We start from the raw sequence: 16,133 nt of genomic DNA, 5'->3' as shown, positions 1-16,133 counted from the left end.
TCACAGGCAGTGGTCATAAGATGCTGAAGATATACAACACACTCACTCGTCAAAAAGAAGAATTCAAACCTATCCACCCGGGCAAGGTGGGCATGTATGTGTGTGGCGTCACTATCTATGATCACTGTCATATCGGCCATGGCCGTACCTTCGTCGCCTTCGACGTCGTCGCTCGCTACCTGCGTTATGCAGGATACGACCTCACCTATGTGCGCAACGTCACCGACGTGGACGACAAGATCATTAAGCGCGCCGCCGAAACGCACGTGACCTGTGACGCTCTCACCGAGCGCCTCATCGGCGACATGCACCAGGATTTCGACGCCCTCGGCATGGTGCGTCCGGACATCGAACCCCGCGCCACCCAGCACATCGGCGAGATCATCGCCCTGGTTGAAACTCTGCTGGAAAAAGGGCACGCCTACGTGGCGGACAACGGCGATGTGATGTTCATCGTCGAGTCCTACGCCGACTACGGCAAGCTCTCGGGCCAGGATCTGGAGCAGCTGCAGGCCGGTGCCCGGGTTGACGTGGTGGATGCCAAGCGCAATCCGCTCGACTTCGTGCTGTGGAAGATGTCCAAGCCCGGCGAGCCGACCTGGGACAGCCCCTGGGGCCCGGGCCGTCCTGGCTGGCACATCGAGTGCTCCGCCATGAACTCCAAGCACCTTGGCAACCACTTCGACATCCACGGCGGCGGCTCCGATCTGCAGTTCCCGCACCACGAGAACGAGATTGCCCAGTCCTGCTGCGCCCACGGCGGCGACTACGTCAACACCTGGATGCACAGCGGCATGGTGATGGTGGATAAAGAGAAGATGTCCAAATCCCTTGGCAACTTCTTCACTATCCGTGACGTGCTGGCCCACTATGACGCCGAAACCGTCCGTTACTTCCTGATGTCCGGTCACTACCGCAGCCAGCTCAACTACTCGGAAGATAACTTGAAGCAAGCCCGCGCCGCCCTGGAGCGCATGTACACCGCATTGCGGGATCTGCCGCTGGCCGCTGCTGCCGGTGGCGACGAGCAGGTGGCCCGCTTTGTTGATGCCATGGACGACGACTTCAACACCCCGGAAGCCTACTCCGCCCTGTTCGATCTGGTGCGCGAGATCAACCGCCAGAAGGGTGAAGACATGGCCGTTGCCGCCGCACTGGGCGCCCGTCTGCGGGAACTGGGCGCCGTGCTCGGCATCCTGCAACAGGATCCGGATGCTTTCCTCAAGGGTGACGAAGCGGACGAAGAGGTCGCCGAGATCGAGCGCCTGATCGCCGAGCGCAACCAGGCCCGCGCCGACAAGAACTGGGCTGCTGCCGATGCCGCTAGAGCCCGTCTCACCGAGATGGGCATAGTGCTGGAAGACAGCGCCGGCAAGACCAGCTGGCGCCGTGCCTAAGGCCGGTGGCCCTGTTGGCGCCTAGTGCCAACAGGTTGAGCCAATAAGAAAACCGCAGCCCTGGGGCTGCGGTTTTTGTTTGGGCGAGGGCCTTGCCCTCGAAGGTGTTTCGCCCGCCCTTCGGGCTGGGGCGAGTGACTTTGGAAAGACCCAAAGTCACCAAAGGTCTTCTCCCCCGGCAAACCGCCCGCTTCGCGGGTTCCCTCGTCTCGTCCAACGGGTCGGACGGAGCGCAGCAGACGGCACATCCCTGTGCCGACTGCGGCTGCGCCATCATCCCTGATGGCGCTCCTGACCCGCTGAACTCGACTCGGCGGATTGCAGGGGGAGCCAATACCGTGCCAGTCCGTGGCTTCATCTTGCATATTGGCTGCCTATCCTGCCTTGGAGCAGTGCAAGGGGGAAATAGCGTTTTGGTAAAAATTATCTGGGCAATATAAATAAAAACCGCAACTCAAGGCCGCGGTTTTTAACTATCACATTGCTCAATGTTTCTAGCGTGTTTATTGAGGTTGTAAAAAACTAGGTTTATTTTTTGGTGAGAAATAGATTTGAGCCTTTAATATATGAAATTTCTTTCTGTTTGGTGATGTCAATATCTAGCTTACTATTGATCCATTGCATGTCAGCCTCTGCGGTTCTGTACATGTAAAGCCGTTTTATTACTATTATTTGAAGTATCTTTTTGACAAAGATATTGTTTTTTGACTCTTTTAAAATTTCCTCGATGTGCCCCCTTGGAATTGCACTCGGTGAGTCAAGTAATTGAGCCAATCTAATCATTTTGTATGATGTCGTTTTTTTATCATCAACAATATGAAAAATATCCTCAAATAAGTTAGCTGAGTTTGCTGCTTGAGCCGGTTTTGTTAAATATATTACGGAAAGGAATTGAATTAGTGCTGACACAGTTTGTTGTGAAGCAACCCTAATTTTTTCTTTATCATTTGATATTCCTTTTCGCTCAATTTTTTTCTCAATCTCGGATATGAGTGCATCCGGATTCTCTCTTATAAACTCATAGAAATTATCTAAGCTTCTCAATGGTGCTGAAAATATTTCGTTTAAAATCTCTCTTTTTTCTAAGCGGTTGATTTTTGCGTATTGGTTCTTCAAAAATTGACCCGCAATTTCGATCGCTTTGAACATAGTAGTTATCTGTGCAACAAGACTTAGATCGTCTGGGTTGTCTTCTTCAATTTCTGATAGACCATCATTATCACTGTCTGCAAGATCTTTAGTTTCATTTACTCTTTGGCGATGTTCTTCAGGTGAAGTTTTGTTATATATTAAATTAGGTGAATGTCGAACAATGTTGGTTAATCCCTCATCTGTTTCGAACGTGACAGGCGAATTATCTCGAAACAATGATGACATTGCATGTTTCATACACTCAATTAAAGTTCTAGTCGAGCTTGAACCAGCATGATGAGCTAAAAATAGTATAGTATGTGCGTTTGATCTAACATAAAGGTGTTTGAAGCAATGATTTATATGTTCAACACATACGTGTAGCTCAATATTATCACTCAAATATAGCCCTTTGAAGAAATAGTATATGTAAGGGTACTTAAATGAGTAGAGTCCTCCATAGTTTGACAATATGTTTGCTGCACACAGCTCTCCAAGCCTAGTTCTTAGCTCTACGGTATGACGCTCATTACTAAAAATACTGTTAAAATTGCTTACCTCTTCGTGCGTTAATTGTTCTCTTGTGTTCTGATGGACATACCAAGATAGTTGACATAAATACTCAAAGTATTCAGTAAGATTTTCTCTTTTTATCCCATTATTAAGTAGGGACTGTGTGATTAGGAAACGATAATATTCACCTAGTGAACTCTCATTCAACTCACTGCCATGTCCAGCTTCCATGCTTTGCATTAATGTCAAAAGATAAATTGGAGCTGGTGGAATAAGGTTTTTAGATATTATGATACCAATGTTTTTCTCAGCTTTATCTACTTTATTGAAAAGCAAAGACTCATCTTCAAACTTGTTACTACCAACGCTATACCATCTTTTTATAAGTTCATTCCGTTTTCTAAAGCCAAATGGTTGAATAGAGAAATTTCTATATCCATTAAAAGGGTTTACAGTATGCTCATTAATAAATGAAGTTAGATCAAAAAGTTCATTTACTGTGATAACGATGTTTCCAAAGGTACTTTTTAGCTCATTAAGAATGGAGTCTAGCCCACTTGTTGATTTTACTTGAATTTCGTCAAAATTATCAAAAAACAAAATTCTTTTTTCCTTCGGTACTTGTTTGTAAGTGTCGAAAGCAGATTCTTTAGTGTATTGGGCATTTATTGCTGACTCTATACTGCGTGTAAGTTGATTCGGCTTTGATATTTTTAATTCCTTCCCATCCATATAAATTGGATGTAGGCCATTTTTTAAATGTTCAACTAGGAGTGTTTTAAGTAGGGTAGTTTTTCCTGTTTTTTCATCACCTTTTAGGATTATACACTCACCAATAAAATCAACTTTTTTTAACTCGGATGCATCATATAGATGGTTGTCTACATCGTTTCCTATTTCTTTAATATGTGGGTAAACATATATATCACTAATCTTTAGATGGTCCGTGCCTGAGTTTTGGAATGCACCGCCCAAGTCATTATTGTTTTCTAGTATTTCAAATGAGTAGGACAAGCTACCATTCTTATGTTTTGTATCACAGCCATATGTATTTGTACATTCTGAGTTGGCAACGTATATTTGCTCCGCAGGGTCATATTTATAGGTTGAAATAATGTAGTGATGTGAGTCTGTATCAATATTGATGACTGAAAACTCTGAGTTGTTAGAATCATCATGCAATGATGCCCCTTCGATAAAAACACATTCGCCAGAGTTTTGTTCATATGTATCGGTCACGGTAGGCTGATGTTCATGGCCTGTTACTATGAAGTTTGAATGCTCTCTGGTGTTTTTCCTGAAGTCATGATAACAACTTTGTGAAAACCAATTGAACGGGTGATGAAATAGAGTTATTACAATATCGCTTTGGTTGATTTTACCGAAATTAATTGCATTGTTTGGAATTATCATTTTTCCTTGTTTTTCATGCAACTCTGAGCACCAAGATGTATTTATTAGTGCAAATCTAACTGTTGTATTGACATGTACGTAGTCAAATGTTTTAAAGATTTTAGAGTGTTCGATGTAATTAGGATTTACGTCTTTTTCAAACTTAAAATACTCATCTTGTATAGATGCAATTTGATTTATGGTTTCATTCTCTAAACTAGAATTACTATTAGATGTTAAAAATTGAAGTAAGATAGATCTGGCTTGGTTTGCATTGCTAAAGTTACAGTCATGATTTCCAGGCACTATGATTATCTCAACAGGCTTTTTAGTATCTGCATTAATGTCATTTTTTAGTTTCTCTATAAACCTAGATGCTATTAAATACTCATGTTCTTTACCGCTGAATGCAATGTCTCCGGTGATCGCTATGAATATAACGTCAGAGGATGATGCATGATAGGATGTGAGATTAGTAAGATTTGGAACTATTTTTTCAAGAAATTCCTCCTCCGTTGTTCCTTTTATATGAATGTCACTTAAATGGAGAATTGAAATTTTCATGCTTATCACTTATGTGGTTTATTAATTGTGGTTAATGGTTATAGGTTCGATTAAAAAACATAATAGGACGTTCGAGAAATAAGGTGTTATTACAGTGAAATACTCACTCTCGGGCCTTCAATATAAAACCGTTTCCCGATAGGGATGGGTGCCGCTTGTCGTTATACTCACCATGATTTTTTCACCAATGAAGCTACGTTGATAATTCTTGTTTCATTGGTGAGGCAATCTGGTCACGCCATGGGGTGGGCGAGGGGTTGGCTCTGAGATAACAACCCGCCCGATTTTTGCCCCGAATAGACGGGGGGTTACCACAGTGCAATGCGCTGCGCTTGGTGTACCCTGCGCCTGTTAACCGGCCTCGGTGCTGCGGGTTGGGTGTTGCCCCCCTGTTGTTCGCCGAGGTGAGGGCACAAGGTCAGGAGCGCCGTCATGGACGACGGCGCAGACGCAGGCGGTACAGGGATGTACCGTCTGCGTCGTTCCGCCAGACCTTTTGCCTGAACCGAGGGAACCCAACGCAGGAGGGCGAACAAGTGGGGGTGGCCTTTCTTTTGGTGACTTTTCTTTGGCCACGCAAAGAAAAGTCACTCGCCCAAGCCCGAAGGGCGGGCGAAACCCTGTCGAGGGCAGCGCCCTCGTGTCCTGCATGGCGAAGCCATGTCAATCCAGCGGTCTACGACATCGAGTAATGATGTTACCGACTCCTCACCCTGGCCCTCTCCCCCAAAGGGGCGAGGGGATAAGGGCGAAACCCGGTCGAGGGCAGCGCCCTCGTGTCCTGCATGGCGAAGCCATGCCATTGAGGCGTGGGGTGGCATTCGCCAGGCAATGGCGTTACCGAACCCCTCACCCTGACCCTCTCCCGCAAGGGGAGAGGGGACTGTTACCGCGGACGATTACGCTTCGCTAATCGACCCTACTCGACTCTACCAATGGTTTCTAACGTCTTACCCGCAGGGGAGAGGATGGAGCCTCGAGGCTGACGGGCACTCCCGTCGAGGGTGACACCCTCGCCCCTTGCCGCAGGCGCGGGATGCCGGGCTGGCATCCGCCAGAATTGCTACCGCCCCTGGCTCTCGCTACCACAATGCGCCGCTGACCCGACGGGACGAAACAGGGGCCAACGGGCACCCATTACCATCCTACGGAGCCGACGGGGCCCGATCCACGGCTATTGCTGAGGGATGTGTCAGAAATGATGGGTTTTTTGCGCTGGTTCAAAGTTATGGCCCGGGGCGGGCCGCCGGGGGGGGCCCCGGGCGTGGCGGCGCGCCCGCCAGGCCGTGAGCGGGTGGGTGTTTTCCCGGTCTACCCCTTTCTCGCACTTGTCTGGCGTGCCCCGAGTTGGCTAAGGTGTGCGGACATGACATGCAAGCTGGGAGAGAGGCATGGACAAGATATTGCAGGCCCTGTCGGAGCAGATGATAAACGCGCGGGATCTGGAGAGCCTGACCCGCCCCTTGCTGGAGATGCTGGCGTCGGTGACCGGGCTGGAGTCGACCTATCTCACCGAGATTGACCTCGGGCAAAGCACCCAGCATGTCCGTTATGCCCGCAATGTGGCCGGGCTGCAGATCCCCGAGGGGATGACGGTGGAGTGGAGCGATACCCTGTGTCGCCGTGCCATCGACGAAGAGATTGGTTACACCGATGACGTCGCCGCTCTGTGGGGGGACTCCCAGGCGGCCAGCGAGCTCGGCATTCGCTCCTATCTGAGCAGCCCGGTGCGCACCTCGACCGGCTCCCTCTATGGCACCCTGTGCGGCGCCAGTACCGAACAAAAACCCGCGGTGGCGGGGGCGCAGCAGCTCATCGCCTTCTTCGCGCACCTGATTGCCGAACAGGTGGAGCGGGAGCAACTGCTGCGGCAATTGCAGCAGGCCAACGACGAGCTCTCGCGCCTGGCCCTCTCCGATCCCCTCACCGGGCTCCCCAACCGCCGCGCCCTGATGCTGGAGCTCACCCGCTTGTTCTCCCTGTCGGAGCGGGCGGGGCATCCGGTGCTCATCGCCTTTGTGGATCTCGATGGCTTCAAGGCCATCAACGACGAGTATGGCCACGAGGCGGGGGACAGGCTGCTCACCGCCATGGCGCGGCAACTGAGCGAGACCCTGCGTGGCGGCGATCTGCTGGCCCGCTTTGGGGGGGACGAGTTCGTGGCCGTGGGCATGGGGCCTTTCCCGGACGCCGACACGCTGGACGGGGCGGTGGCGGCGTTTCGCCAGCGCCTGTTCGAGCACAGCGTGCTGTCACTGCCGGTGGGGGACAAGGTGATCCATTATCCCGGTGCCAGCGTGGGGGCGGTGGCCGTGATGCCGGCCGAGGTCAGCGTCGAGGAGGCGCTGAACCGGGCCGATGCGAGCATGTATGCGGTCAAGCGCCAGCGCCGGGCCGCAGGGGAGGGCGGGAACCCGCCTCCTTCCAGTCAGTTGTCTGCCCCGCGATAGGAGCGGGGCGGGTTGAGAGGGCACAGGGTGGCGCGTCCACCCGGGTGCCAGTCTGTTTTCCCTTTTATCAGTTCGGAGCCCATACCATGGTTCATCTTCTTGCCCGCCGTGTGCGCGCCCTGGCCGGGCGGGCGGCCACTCTGGTGGCCGGACTCTGCGAGTTTCAGCAGCGCATCTGGGTGGTCAGCATCGTCAAGGAGTCCTACACAGATACCTTCGTGGTCAACGAAGGGGGCTTTGAGGAGCCCTTGCAATGGATGCGCCGCAAGGGCTACAGCGCCGAGATGCTGGCCAGGGTGGAGGCCATGGCCCGATCCCAGGTGCTCCAGCTCGAGTGCGCCGGGCAGCATCACCGTCTGATGCGGGTGAAATAGGGGCGAAGCCGCCCCCGGATGGCCTGGGCGGCATCGCCGCCCGGGCATTGACCACATATCCTGCCGCCCTCTTCGTGTCAGACGGGGTAAATGGGTCGCCAGTTATGATTTTTCCGTGGTTCTCTCCGGTTTCAGACCGCCGGAGTAGACGCAAATCGCGGAGTTGTAGCTGTTGAAGGTGACCGCGTAGTTGAAATCGCAGAAATAGGCCGGGTGCTTGGTGGCGACAATGTCCCCCGCCTTGCATTTGTCCTGCATCCCCTCCACCAGGGTGTCGTTGTTTGACCCGAGACAGGCCTTGCCGGTGGTCTTGTCACCGCCGCAGGCCATCAGAAGGGCGCAGACCGAGAGACTCATCAACCATTTCGCTGTGTTGTGCATGTGTGTTCCCAAGAGATCGGAGAGATGGCGGGGAAGGGCGTGAGCGCGGCGCTGCCCGATGAAGGCGGTCGGCGGGCACGCTGCCGCCCCTGACTGTCGCTGCCACCGTGCGCCCTGCCCCTTGCCGTGAAAAAGGGGCCAACAGGCTCCTGCGCCCTATATTACGGACCTGGGACGGTCTGCGTCACCCCTTGTCGTTGCAAGTGGCGAACATTAAACGGGTTTCGTGCGCTGGCTCAAAGGCGGGCCGGGGCCTTGGCGGCCCCGGCGGGGGAAGGGATCAGGGGGAGGGGAAGTATTTGTGCTGGAGCTGCTGGAAGTCGCTGCTGGCCAGCACCTGGGTCAGGCCGATCTGGAACTCCCTGACCAGGGCATCGTCAACCGGGTGGCTGAAGGCGAAGCAGTACTGCTCGGAGCTCAACATCCAGCGCACCTCGAACTGGGCGGGATCCAGCTGCTGGGTCTTGATGAGATCCAGCAGGGTGGATTTGTTGCTGGAGATCAGCTCGACGCGGCCCGAGGTGAGCATGCGCAGGGCCTGGGAGAGGCGGTTGGCGGTCATGATCTTCTGCTCGTCGAAGCCGGCGTTGAGCAGCAGTTGCTCCCCCACATCGGATCGCACGGCGCCTATGGTGTAGCGCTGGGCATCTTCCAGCCTGGTCAGGGTCAGGGGGCGACTGGCGAGCCCCATCAACACTATCTCGGCATAGCCGATGGGGCAGGCCCACTTGAACAGGGGATTGCGCGCCTCGGTGCGGGCGGTGGAGAAGAGCACCACATTGGGTTTCTGGGTCAGCAGGTAGTAACCCCTGGCCCAGGGGAGGATGCTGACGGGCTGGACAGGGGTGCCGGTCTTTTGCCACACCAGGTGCAGCAGGTCGATGGCAAAGCCGGTCGGGGCGCCATCCTCCCCGGTGAAGTTGTAGGGTTTGTACTCTTCTGTGAGGTAGTGCAGGCTGGCGAGCGCCGGGCTGGCCTGGGTCGCGGGAGTGCCCCAGACCATGGCCGCGAGGCGGCGCAGGCGACCAGTCTGCGAAGGGGGACTGCAATGTCTATGTTCATCCTGACCGTCCTGCTGCCGAGTGCCCAGTTTCAAGTGTTGCCAAGTCACGGCGTTTCGCCACCCGGCGAAGACGTTATCCGCTGGGGGCCGTCATCATCTTGCCACTCACAACCGGGTCGGCGCCCCCTTTTTACCAGGCCGGACGGGGGTGACCCAGGGGGGTGAACGCTTCGTCCCTCAGCCCTACCAGCAGGGTGCTGCCATCCTCTTGCAGACGAAACTCGCCGTAGCGGGCCGACTCATACTGATCTCCCGTGCCCTCTTCGAAGAAGAAGGCGTCAGGCCCGATAAACCACTGGCCGTCGCGCTGGCGCACCTTGAGCAGGCGCTCCCCCGGGCCCGGGGCCTCGGGCTTACCCCCTTCCACCCAGTGCACCACCTGATGTTCATCCAGGCGAACAACCAGGGTGTGGGGGCCGGCGGCGGCCTGGCGGCCCGCCAGCTGGCGGGCGAGGGCGTAGTTCAGGCGCATGTAGTCCCCCTGCATCAGGGAGCGGGGGTCGACCGGTGCCAGCTCGATCAGCACCACATCCCCCTGGCTCATGGCGTGCTCGAAGCGCCAGACGGTGGCGTTGATGCCGGCGAGCAGGGCAAGACCGGTCAGCAAAAAGGCGAGGCGTCTCATGAGGGGCTCCCGTTGTGAAGGTGCTTGAGCCACTGACGGGTACCGAGCAGCAGGGCCCCCGAGGCGAGCAGCAGCCAGGACTTGGTCATCAGGGTCAGCCCCAGATCGTAGTAATAGAGGGAGCCAAAGCCGAGCAGCAGGAGGCCTGCCAGGGTCATCAGGGCCAGGCTGCTGGCGTAGAAGCCGAGCACCAGCACCAGGGCGCCAGCCCCCATGCCGGGAATGATGGCGCTGATCACCACCAGCGGCAGCCCGTAGCGCAGCGGCAGCCTGAGGCGAACCATGACCGCGAGCAGCAGGGCGGCGCAGAGCAGGGGATTGAGCCAGAGGGGCAGGCGGGAGCTGCCGAGCTCATTGAGCACGCTGGTGCCTCCCTCCCACAGGGGGTGGTGCAGCCGTCCCAGCACCAGCAGGGAGAGTGCCAGCCCCAGGGTGAGGGATTCATAGAGCAGATGGCGGGCGGGATCGCGCTCCGCCTGCAGCCAGCACAGGGCGACGGCGCCCATCACCAGCGGCAGGGCCAGCAGGTGCAGGCCGAGGCAGGCGAGGGCGAGGGTGAGCAGGATGGCGGCGGCGAAGCTGTGGAACAGCCTGATCAGCCAGTGCTCGAACAGGGCGGCCACCCCAAGGGAGAAGGCGGTCAGACCGAACCAGAGCCACGCGACGTTCAGATCCAGCCTGTCCAGCAGGCCGTAGAGCAGCCAGGCATCTGCCGCCAGCGCCAGCGCCAGCACGAACTGATCCCAGAGATCGCTGCGGGTCGCCATGCGGTTGAGACCGAGGGCGGCGGCCATCAGCACCATCCCCATGGCGAGGGCGTTGTTGGGGTCGCGGGTCAGCTGCTCGAAGGCCATGAAGAGGAAGAAGAGCAGGAAGAGGGCGGCTATCCAGCCCACCATGCCGAGCAGAAAACGGCCCGACCAGTGGGGCTGTTCATCCCGGGGGGCATCCCCTTCCACAAGTTGGGCTGCACGCAGGCGCTCCCAGGGGGTGAGATCAGACATGCTGCCTCCGTTGTTGTTGCAGCCAGCGGCTGGCCATCACCGACAGGCCGATGGCGATGAGGGCCAGCAGCAAAAAGCCGTTCATGTCCGGCTCCATCCACTTGCCAAGGGCCGCGAGGATCACGGCGATAAGGCTCAGGCACCCCATGGCGAGCCCGGCGATGAACCTGTGGTGCCAGCGCAGGTAGGCGGCGCCGAGCCAGGCGAGCCAGGCAGGCCAGACCCAGGGAGAGGCGGCATCGAACAGGGCCAGCAGGGTGAGCAGGGTGATGCCGAGCCCCGCGGCCAGCCCCGCGAGCCAGGAGGGCATCAGGGCGTAGCGGGCGGGCACCAGGATGAGCAGACCCCAGAGGGCGGCGTTGAGCAGGGTCAGGCACCAGCCGAGGGCCTCCTCGTTGAAGGAGAAGAAGAGATCGAGAAGACCGAGCCGCCAGTAGAGCACCAGGGCGAGCTGACCGAGCAGCCAGGCCAGGGTCCAGAGCAGCGGGCTTCTGCCAAGGGCCGCCAGCGGCAGCAGCATCAGGGCCCAGGTGGCGAAGAGCTGCCAGGGGTCGGCGCCGGTCTGGTAAGTCTGACCCACCAGGGCGAGCAGGGCGCCGAGGTTGAGGGCCAGGGCCAGCAGCAGGGCCTGGCGCGGGGTGTCACTCATGGGTTTGCGCCAGAGCACCAGGAGCATGGCGAGCAACGGCAGCTCCAGCAGGGCGAGACGTGAGAGGCGCCCCAGGGCCTGCCAGTTGAAGGCGACGAAGAAGACGAGGCCGGCGCCAAGGCAGAGGCAGCCGAGCCAGAGCAGCAGCCTGTCGAACAGCCACTGCCAGCGGGCAGGGCCGGGGGGCAGATCGCACAGGGCCAGGGCGGCAGGCAGCGAGGCCCGTGGCAGGCGGCCGCGCCTGACCCAGTCGAGCAGGGTCTGTCTTGAGGTGAGGTGCATGGGGGCTCCTGAAGCCGTGATGCCTGAAAGATAAGGCATTATGGCACGGCGCCGCGTCTCGGGGCAGGGGCGCCGTTGGCGCTGCGACACAGGTCGCGGCACGGGGCCATGTCTTTGCACTAAAAAGGCCCCCGCCGTGAGGAGGGGGCCTGAAGGACGTCCGGGGCGGCGGTGGCGATCAGTGCTCACGCTGATCCCCCGCCGGCTTCTATGGAGGTCAGGCGAAGATCAGGGTGGAGATGCCAAGCCCCGCAAAGAGGATGGCGCAGGCAATGCGGATCCCCTTGAGGGGGAGCTTGTCGGCCCCGAGCTTGCCGAGCAGCACCACGGGCACGTTGGCCAGCATCATGCCGAGGGTGGTACCGGTGATCACCTGGATCAGGGAGTCGTACTTGGCTGCCAGCAGCACGGTGGCTATCTGGGTCTTGTCACCGATCTCGGCGATGAAGAAGAGCACGAAGGTGGCCATGAAGGGGCCGTACTTGTCCAGGGAACTCTCTTCATCGTCCATCTTGTCCGGCACCAGGATCCAGGCGGCCATGGCGATGAAGGCGCCAGCGACCAGCCAGGTCATCACCTTGGGATCCATCCAGCGACTGATGAATTCCCCTATCCAGGCGGCCCCTGCGTGGTTGAGCAGGGTGGCAGCCAGCATGCCGGCGATGATGGGCCAGGGTTTGCGAAAACGACAGATGAGCAACAGGGCCAGCAGCTGTGTCTTGTCGCCGATCTCGGCGATGGCAACGCTGATGGTTGAGGTTAACAAGGCTTCCATAAAAATGACCGGGGGACGGAATTGTTATAAACCAGAGACAAGCCTGCACCATCCGTCCCCGGTTTTGGCACTGGCCCGTCAAAGGTCTTGTCAAATCCGGCATTGCCCGGACCACCCTGACCATGGTGAGTTGGCACCAAGTATGTTGATCAGGATCGCGCACGGAACGGGTCCGTGGCGAGACTACTCCCCCTCGATGGGAGCGGGCATTCTAGGGAAAAACCCCCGGTGAGGCAAGGCGCGGGATGGGGAATTATCCCCCCACCAGCTTGACCTGAAAGCCGGCCTTCTCCAGTTCGGCCTTGATAAGGTCCCGTTTGTCTCCCTGGATCTCGATGATCCCCTCCTTGAGACCGCCGCCGGTACCGCACTTCTTCTTGAGCAGGGTGGCGAGGGCCTTCTGCTGGTCGGCGGGAACGCCGTGGATGCTGATGACCCCGGCCCCCTTGCGTCCCTTGGTCTCGCGACGGATGCGCACGACCCCGTCGGCGGGGAAGGGGGAGGCGTGCTGGGCAGGGGCGGATTCCTTGATCATGCCGCCGTCCGTGCTGTAGACCAGGCGGCTGTTGTTGTCGTGACTCATGGCAATACTTTGTCGGTTAGCTAAGCGGAGTTTGATTTTACGCAAATAAATGTTGAGGGCACAGCTTATAATCCCCCCATTAAAAGCGAATTATTCTTGTTTAACTTCAGGAGCCCGTCATGGTACTCACAGAGCTGTCGCCGGGACAGAGCGCTCGCATCACGCACATGAACCACCTTGGCCGCGCCTTGCGGCGCAAGCTGATGGTGATGGGGCTGCTGCCCCAGACCGAGATCCTCTATCTGCGGGCCGCCCCCCTGGGGGACCCGCTCCAGATCCAGTGCCAGGGCATCTGCCTCTCCATGCAGCGGAGTCTGGCCCAGCAAATCGAGGTGGAGCCGGTATGAGCTACAACCTGGTCACAGTGGGCAATCCCAATAGCGGCAAGACCTCCCTGTTCAACGCCCTGACCGGCTCCCGCCAGCAGGTGGGGAACTGGAGCGGGGTCACCGTCGACAAGAAGATGGGGGCCTTTGCTGCCCGCGGGCAGGAATACACCCTGGTGGACCTGCCCGGCATCTATGCCCTGGCCAACCAGGAGGCGAGCCTGGACGAGCAGATCGCCAGTCGCTTCGTCCAGCGCCAGCAGCCGGATCTGCTGCTCAACGTCATCGATGCCGCCAACCTGGAGCGCTCCCTCTACCTTACCCTGCAACTGCGGGAGCTGGGGCTGCCCATGGTGGTGGTGCTCAACAAGATGGATCTGCTGCAAAAGCGGCGCATCACCATCGACGAGGCCTTGCTCGCCAAGGCGCTGGGGTGCCCCGTGGTGTCACTCTCGGCCCACAATCGCCAGCAGGTGGCGGCCTTCAAAGAGGGGATCCACCAGTATATCGGCCAGTCCCAGCCCGCCCTGGTGCTCGACTACGGTCAGCCCCTCGAGGGAGACATCGCCGAGCTGGAGACTCTGCTCGCCCCCCATCATCTGCATCGCCGTGGTCGCGCCCTGCGCCTGCTGGAGGAAGACATCGCCATGCAGGAGACCCTGGCGGCGGGGCAGCAGGCGGCGGCGGACAACGTGGTGAGCCGCGCCCACCACGCCCAGGACATCGACCTGCAACTCGCTGATTTGCGCTACGGCCATATCCACCACTGGTGCCAGCAGGCGTGCCGTCATCAGGACAAGTTCACCGTCGCCCAGAGCGAACGGCTGGACAGGGTGCTGCTCAACCGCTGGGTGGGCATCCCCTTCTTCCTGCTGGTGATGTACCTGATGTTCATGTTCGCCATCAAGGTGGGCAGCGCCTTCATCGACTTTTTCGACATCCTCGGGGGGGCCCTGTTCGTGGACGGAGTGCACCACCTGCTGGGGCTGATGAGTGCCCCCGACTGGCTGGGGGCCGTGCTCGCGGACGGCGTGGGTGCCGGTTTGCAGACGGTGGCGACCTTCATCCCCGTGGTGGGCTGCCTCTTTCTCTTCCTCGCGGTGCTGGAGAGCTCCGGCTATCTGGCCCGCGCCGCCTTCGTGGTAGATGCCCTGATGCGTCGCCTCGGCCTGCCCGGCAAGGCCTTCGTCCCCATGCTGATGGGCTTTGGCTGCACCGTGCCCGCGGTGATGGCGACTCGCACCCTGGGGTCGGAGCGCGAGCGGCTGATGACCTCGGCCATGGCACCCTTCATGTCCTGCGGTGCCCGTCTGCCGGTCTACGCCCTGTTCGCGGTGGCCTTCTTCCCCGAGTCGGGGCAGAACCTGGTGTTCGGTCTCTATCTGTTCGGCATCCTGGTGGCGGTGCTCACCGGCCTCTTCCTGCGCAGCACCCTGCTGCCGGGCAAGAGCGACTCCATGGTGATGGAGATGCCCGATTACGAGTGGCCCCGTCCGGTGGACGTGGGGCTGCGCACCTGGCAGAAACTCAAGGGCTTCATCTTCGGCGCGGGCAAGACCATCGTCCTGATGGTGGCGGTGCTTAGCGTGCTCAATTCGCTGGGCACCGACGGCAGCTTCGGCAACCAGGATCAGGAGAACTCGGTGCTGAGCAAGCTGAGCCAGTCCGTGACCCCGGTGCTGCATCCCATAGGCGTGCGGGACGACAACTGGCAGGCCACGGTGGGCATCCTCACCGGCATCTTTGCCAAGGAGGCGGTGGTCGCTACCCTCAACAGCCTCTACGCCGGCGGCGCCCGTGATGAGGAGGAGAGTGAATACTCCCTGCTGGGCAGCCTGAAAGCGGCGCTGGCCACCATTCCCGCCAACCTGGCGGACATCGACCCCGCCGATCCCATGGGGCTCAAGGTGGGGGATCTGGAGGACAAGCAGGCGGCAGCCGAGGCCCAGGAGGTGGACACCTCCACCTACGGCAACATGCAGACCCACTTCGACGGCGTGGCCGGAGCCTTTGCCTACCTGCTGTTCGTGCTGCTCTACATGCCCTGCGCCGCCGCCATGGGGGCTCTGGTGCGAGAGACCGGTCGCCAGTGGGCCCTGTTCACCGCCGCCTGGTGCAACTACGTCGCCTTCCTGTGCGCCACTCTCTTCTATCAACTGGCGACCTTCGCCGCCCACCCGGCGCAGAGCCTGGTCTGGAGCCTGAGCTATCTGTTCTCCCTGGTGTTGCTCTGGTGGCTGGGGCGTCGTCACGGCGACATCGTCGCCCGCAAGGTGGTGACCCTGTGAAGGGGCTCATGGTCAGGGGCGAGTGCGCCGAGAGGGAGGGTATTCTGTGATCCTGCGTGAACTGGGGGACTATCTGGCCCTTCACAAGAAGGTGAGCCGGCGGGCACTGGCCCGCCACTTCCACACCTCCGAGGATGCGGTAGAGGCCATGCTCGGGGTCTGGATGCGCAAGGGGCGCGTCGCCAAGCGGGAGAGCCGCCTGTGTGGCGGCTCCTGCTGCGGCAAGCACGAAGAGGTGACGTTCGAGTGGTGCGAGCCCGGCCAGATAGGGCTGATCCAGAAGGGGTGATGCCTGCCCATATGCAAAAGGGAACCCGAGGGTTCCCTTTTTCGTGG

14 protein-coding genes are annotated in these 16,133 nt (G+C 58.2%); 6 read left to right on the top strand and 8 right to left on the bottom strand.

Annotated elements, in window-relative coordinates; genetic code table 11:
* The first annotated feature begins 20 nt into the window (after window positions 1-20).
* A complete protein-coding gene (gene cysS, locus C3F36_RS02125) occupies window positions 21-1,397 on the top strand; it encodes a cysteine--tRNA ligase (RefSeq protein WP_104454366.1) in 1,377 nt (458 codons plus the stop codon).
* Between the two features lie 528 nt (window positions 1,398-1,925).
* Here cysS and C3F36_RS02120 read toward each other — a convergent pair.
* The gene (locus C3F36_RS02120) at window positions 1,926-4,997 is read right to left on the bottom strand and encodes an STAND family AAA ATPase (protein WP_102948574.1); all 3,072 of its coding nucleotides are present in this window, start codon (window positions 4,995-4,997) and stop codon (window positions 1,926-1,928) included.
* Window positions 4,998-6,388: 1,391 nt separating this feature from the next.
* On the opposite strand from C3F36_RS02120, the gene C3F36_RS02115 reads away from it, so the two are divergent.
* Complete coding sequence (locus tag C3F36_RS02115) at window positions 6,389-7,447, top strand: GGDEF domain-containing protein (protein ID WP_104454365.1); 1,059 nt, start codon at window positions 6,389-6,391, stop codon at window positions 7,445-7,447.
* 86 nt (window positions 7,448-7,533) lie between these two features.
* Window positions 7,534-7,821, top strand: a complete 288-nt coding sequence (locus C3F36_RS02110; protein ID WP_039041204.1) for a hypothetical protein — start codon at window positions 7,534-7,536, stop codon at window positions 7,819-7,821.
* A 102-nt stretch (window positions 7,822-7,923) separates the two neighbouring features.
* Here the strand turns inward: C3F36_RS02110 and C3F36_RS02105 are convergent, their stop codons facing one another.
* The 7 genes from C3F36_RS02105 to C3F36_RS02075 all read right to left on the bottom strand — a co-directional run bounded on the left by C3F36_RS02105 (window position 7,924) and on the right by C3F36_RS02075 (window position 13,183).
* On the bottom strand, window positions 7,924-8,202 hold the full coding sequence (locus C3F36_RS02105; protein WP_029314742.1) for a hypothetical protein: 279 nt from the start codon (window positions 8,200-8,202) through the stop codon (window positions 7,924-7,926).
* 280 nt (window positions 8,203-8,482) lie between these two features.
* On the bottom strand, window positions 8,483-9,205 hold the full coding sequence (locus C3F36_RS02100) for a substrate-binding periplasmic protein (RefSeq protein ID WP_104454364.1): 723 nt from the start codon (window positions 9,203-9,205) through the stop codon (window positions 8,483-8,485).
* 190 nt (window positions 9,206-9,395) lie between these two features.
* On the bottom strand, window positions 9,396-9,890 hold the full coding sequence (locus C3F36_RS02095) for a GDYXXLXY domain-containing protein (protein WP_104454363.1): 495 nt from the start codon (window positions 9,888-9,890) through the stop codon (window positions 9,396-9,398).
* A complete protein-coding gene (locus C3F36_RS02090) occupies window positions 9,887-10,894 on the bottom strand; it encodes a DUF4401 domain-containing protein (protein WP_104454362.1) in 1,008 nt (335 codons plus the stop codon). The genes C3F36_RS02095 and C3F36_RS02090 overlap by 4 nt, the downstream gene beginning before the upstream one ends.
* Entirely contained in the window at window positions 10,887-11,825 is a 939-nt protein-coding gene (locus C3F36_RS02085; protein ID WP_042014993.1) for a DUF2157 domain-containing protein, read from the bottom strand. Before C3F36_RS02085 ends, C3F36_RS02090 begins: the two co-directional genes overlap by 8 nt.
* Window positions 11,826-12,042: 217 nt before the next feature.
* Window positions 12,043-12,600 (bottom strand): TMEM165/GDT1 family protein, encoded by a 558-nt coding sequence (locus C3F36_RS02080; RefSeq protein WP_010675206.1) that lies wholly within the window; start codon window positions 12,598-12,600, stop codon window positions 12,043-12,045.
* A 253-nt stretch (window positions 12,601-12,853) separates the two neighbouring features.
* A complete protein-coding gene (locus tag C3F36_RS02075; protein WP_039041208.1) occupies window positions 12,854-13,183 on the bottom strand; it encodes a translation initiation factor in 330 nt (109 codons plus the stop codon).
* Between the two features lie 119 nt (window positions 13,184-13,302).
* Between C3F36_RS02075 and C3F36_RS02070 the strand changes: the two genes are divergently transcribed.
* Genes C3F36_RS02070 through C3F36_RS02060 form a run of 3 tightly spaced genes read left to right on the top strand, consistent with a single transcriptional unit; the run spans window position 13,303 to window position 16,086 of the window.
* On the top strand, window positions 13,303-13,530 hold the full coding sequence (locus tag C3F36_RS02070) for a FeoA family protein (RefSeq protein WP_010675204.1): 228 nt from the start codon (window positions 13,303-13,305) through the stop codon (window positions 13,528-13,530).
* On the top strand, window positions 13,527-15,797 hold the full coding sequence (feoB, locus tag C3F36_RS02065; protein ID WP_104454361.1) for a Fe(2+) transporter permease subunit FeoB: 2,271 nt from the start codon (window positions 13,527-13,529) through the stop codon (window positions 15,795-15,797). The genes C3F36_RS02070 and feoB overlap by 4 nt, the downstream gene beginning before the upstream one ends.
* Window positions 15,798-15,843: 46 nt before the next feature.
* Window positions 15,844-16,086 (top strand): FeoC-like transcriptional regulator, encoded by a 243-nt coding sequence (locus C3F36_RS02060; RefSeq protein ID WP_010675202.1) that lies wholly within the window; start codon window positions 15,844-15,846, stop codon window positions 16,084-16,086.
* Window positions 16,087-16,133 lie beyond the last annotated feature (47 nt).

The sequence above is a fragment of the Aeromonas sp. ASNIH2 genome (assembly GCF_002934795.1).
Classification (GTDB): Bacteria; Pseudomonadota; Gammaproteobacteria; order Enterobacterales; family Aeromonadaceae; genus Aeromonas; species Aeromonas caviae.
The sequence above is the reverse complement of the archived record's forward strand: the minus strand, read 5'-3'. Positions and strand labels throughout refer to the sequence as shown.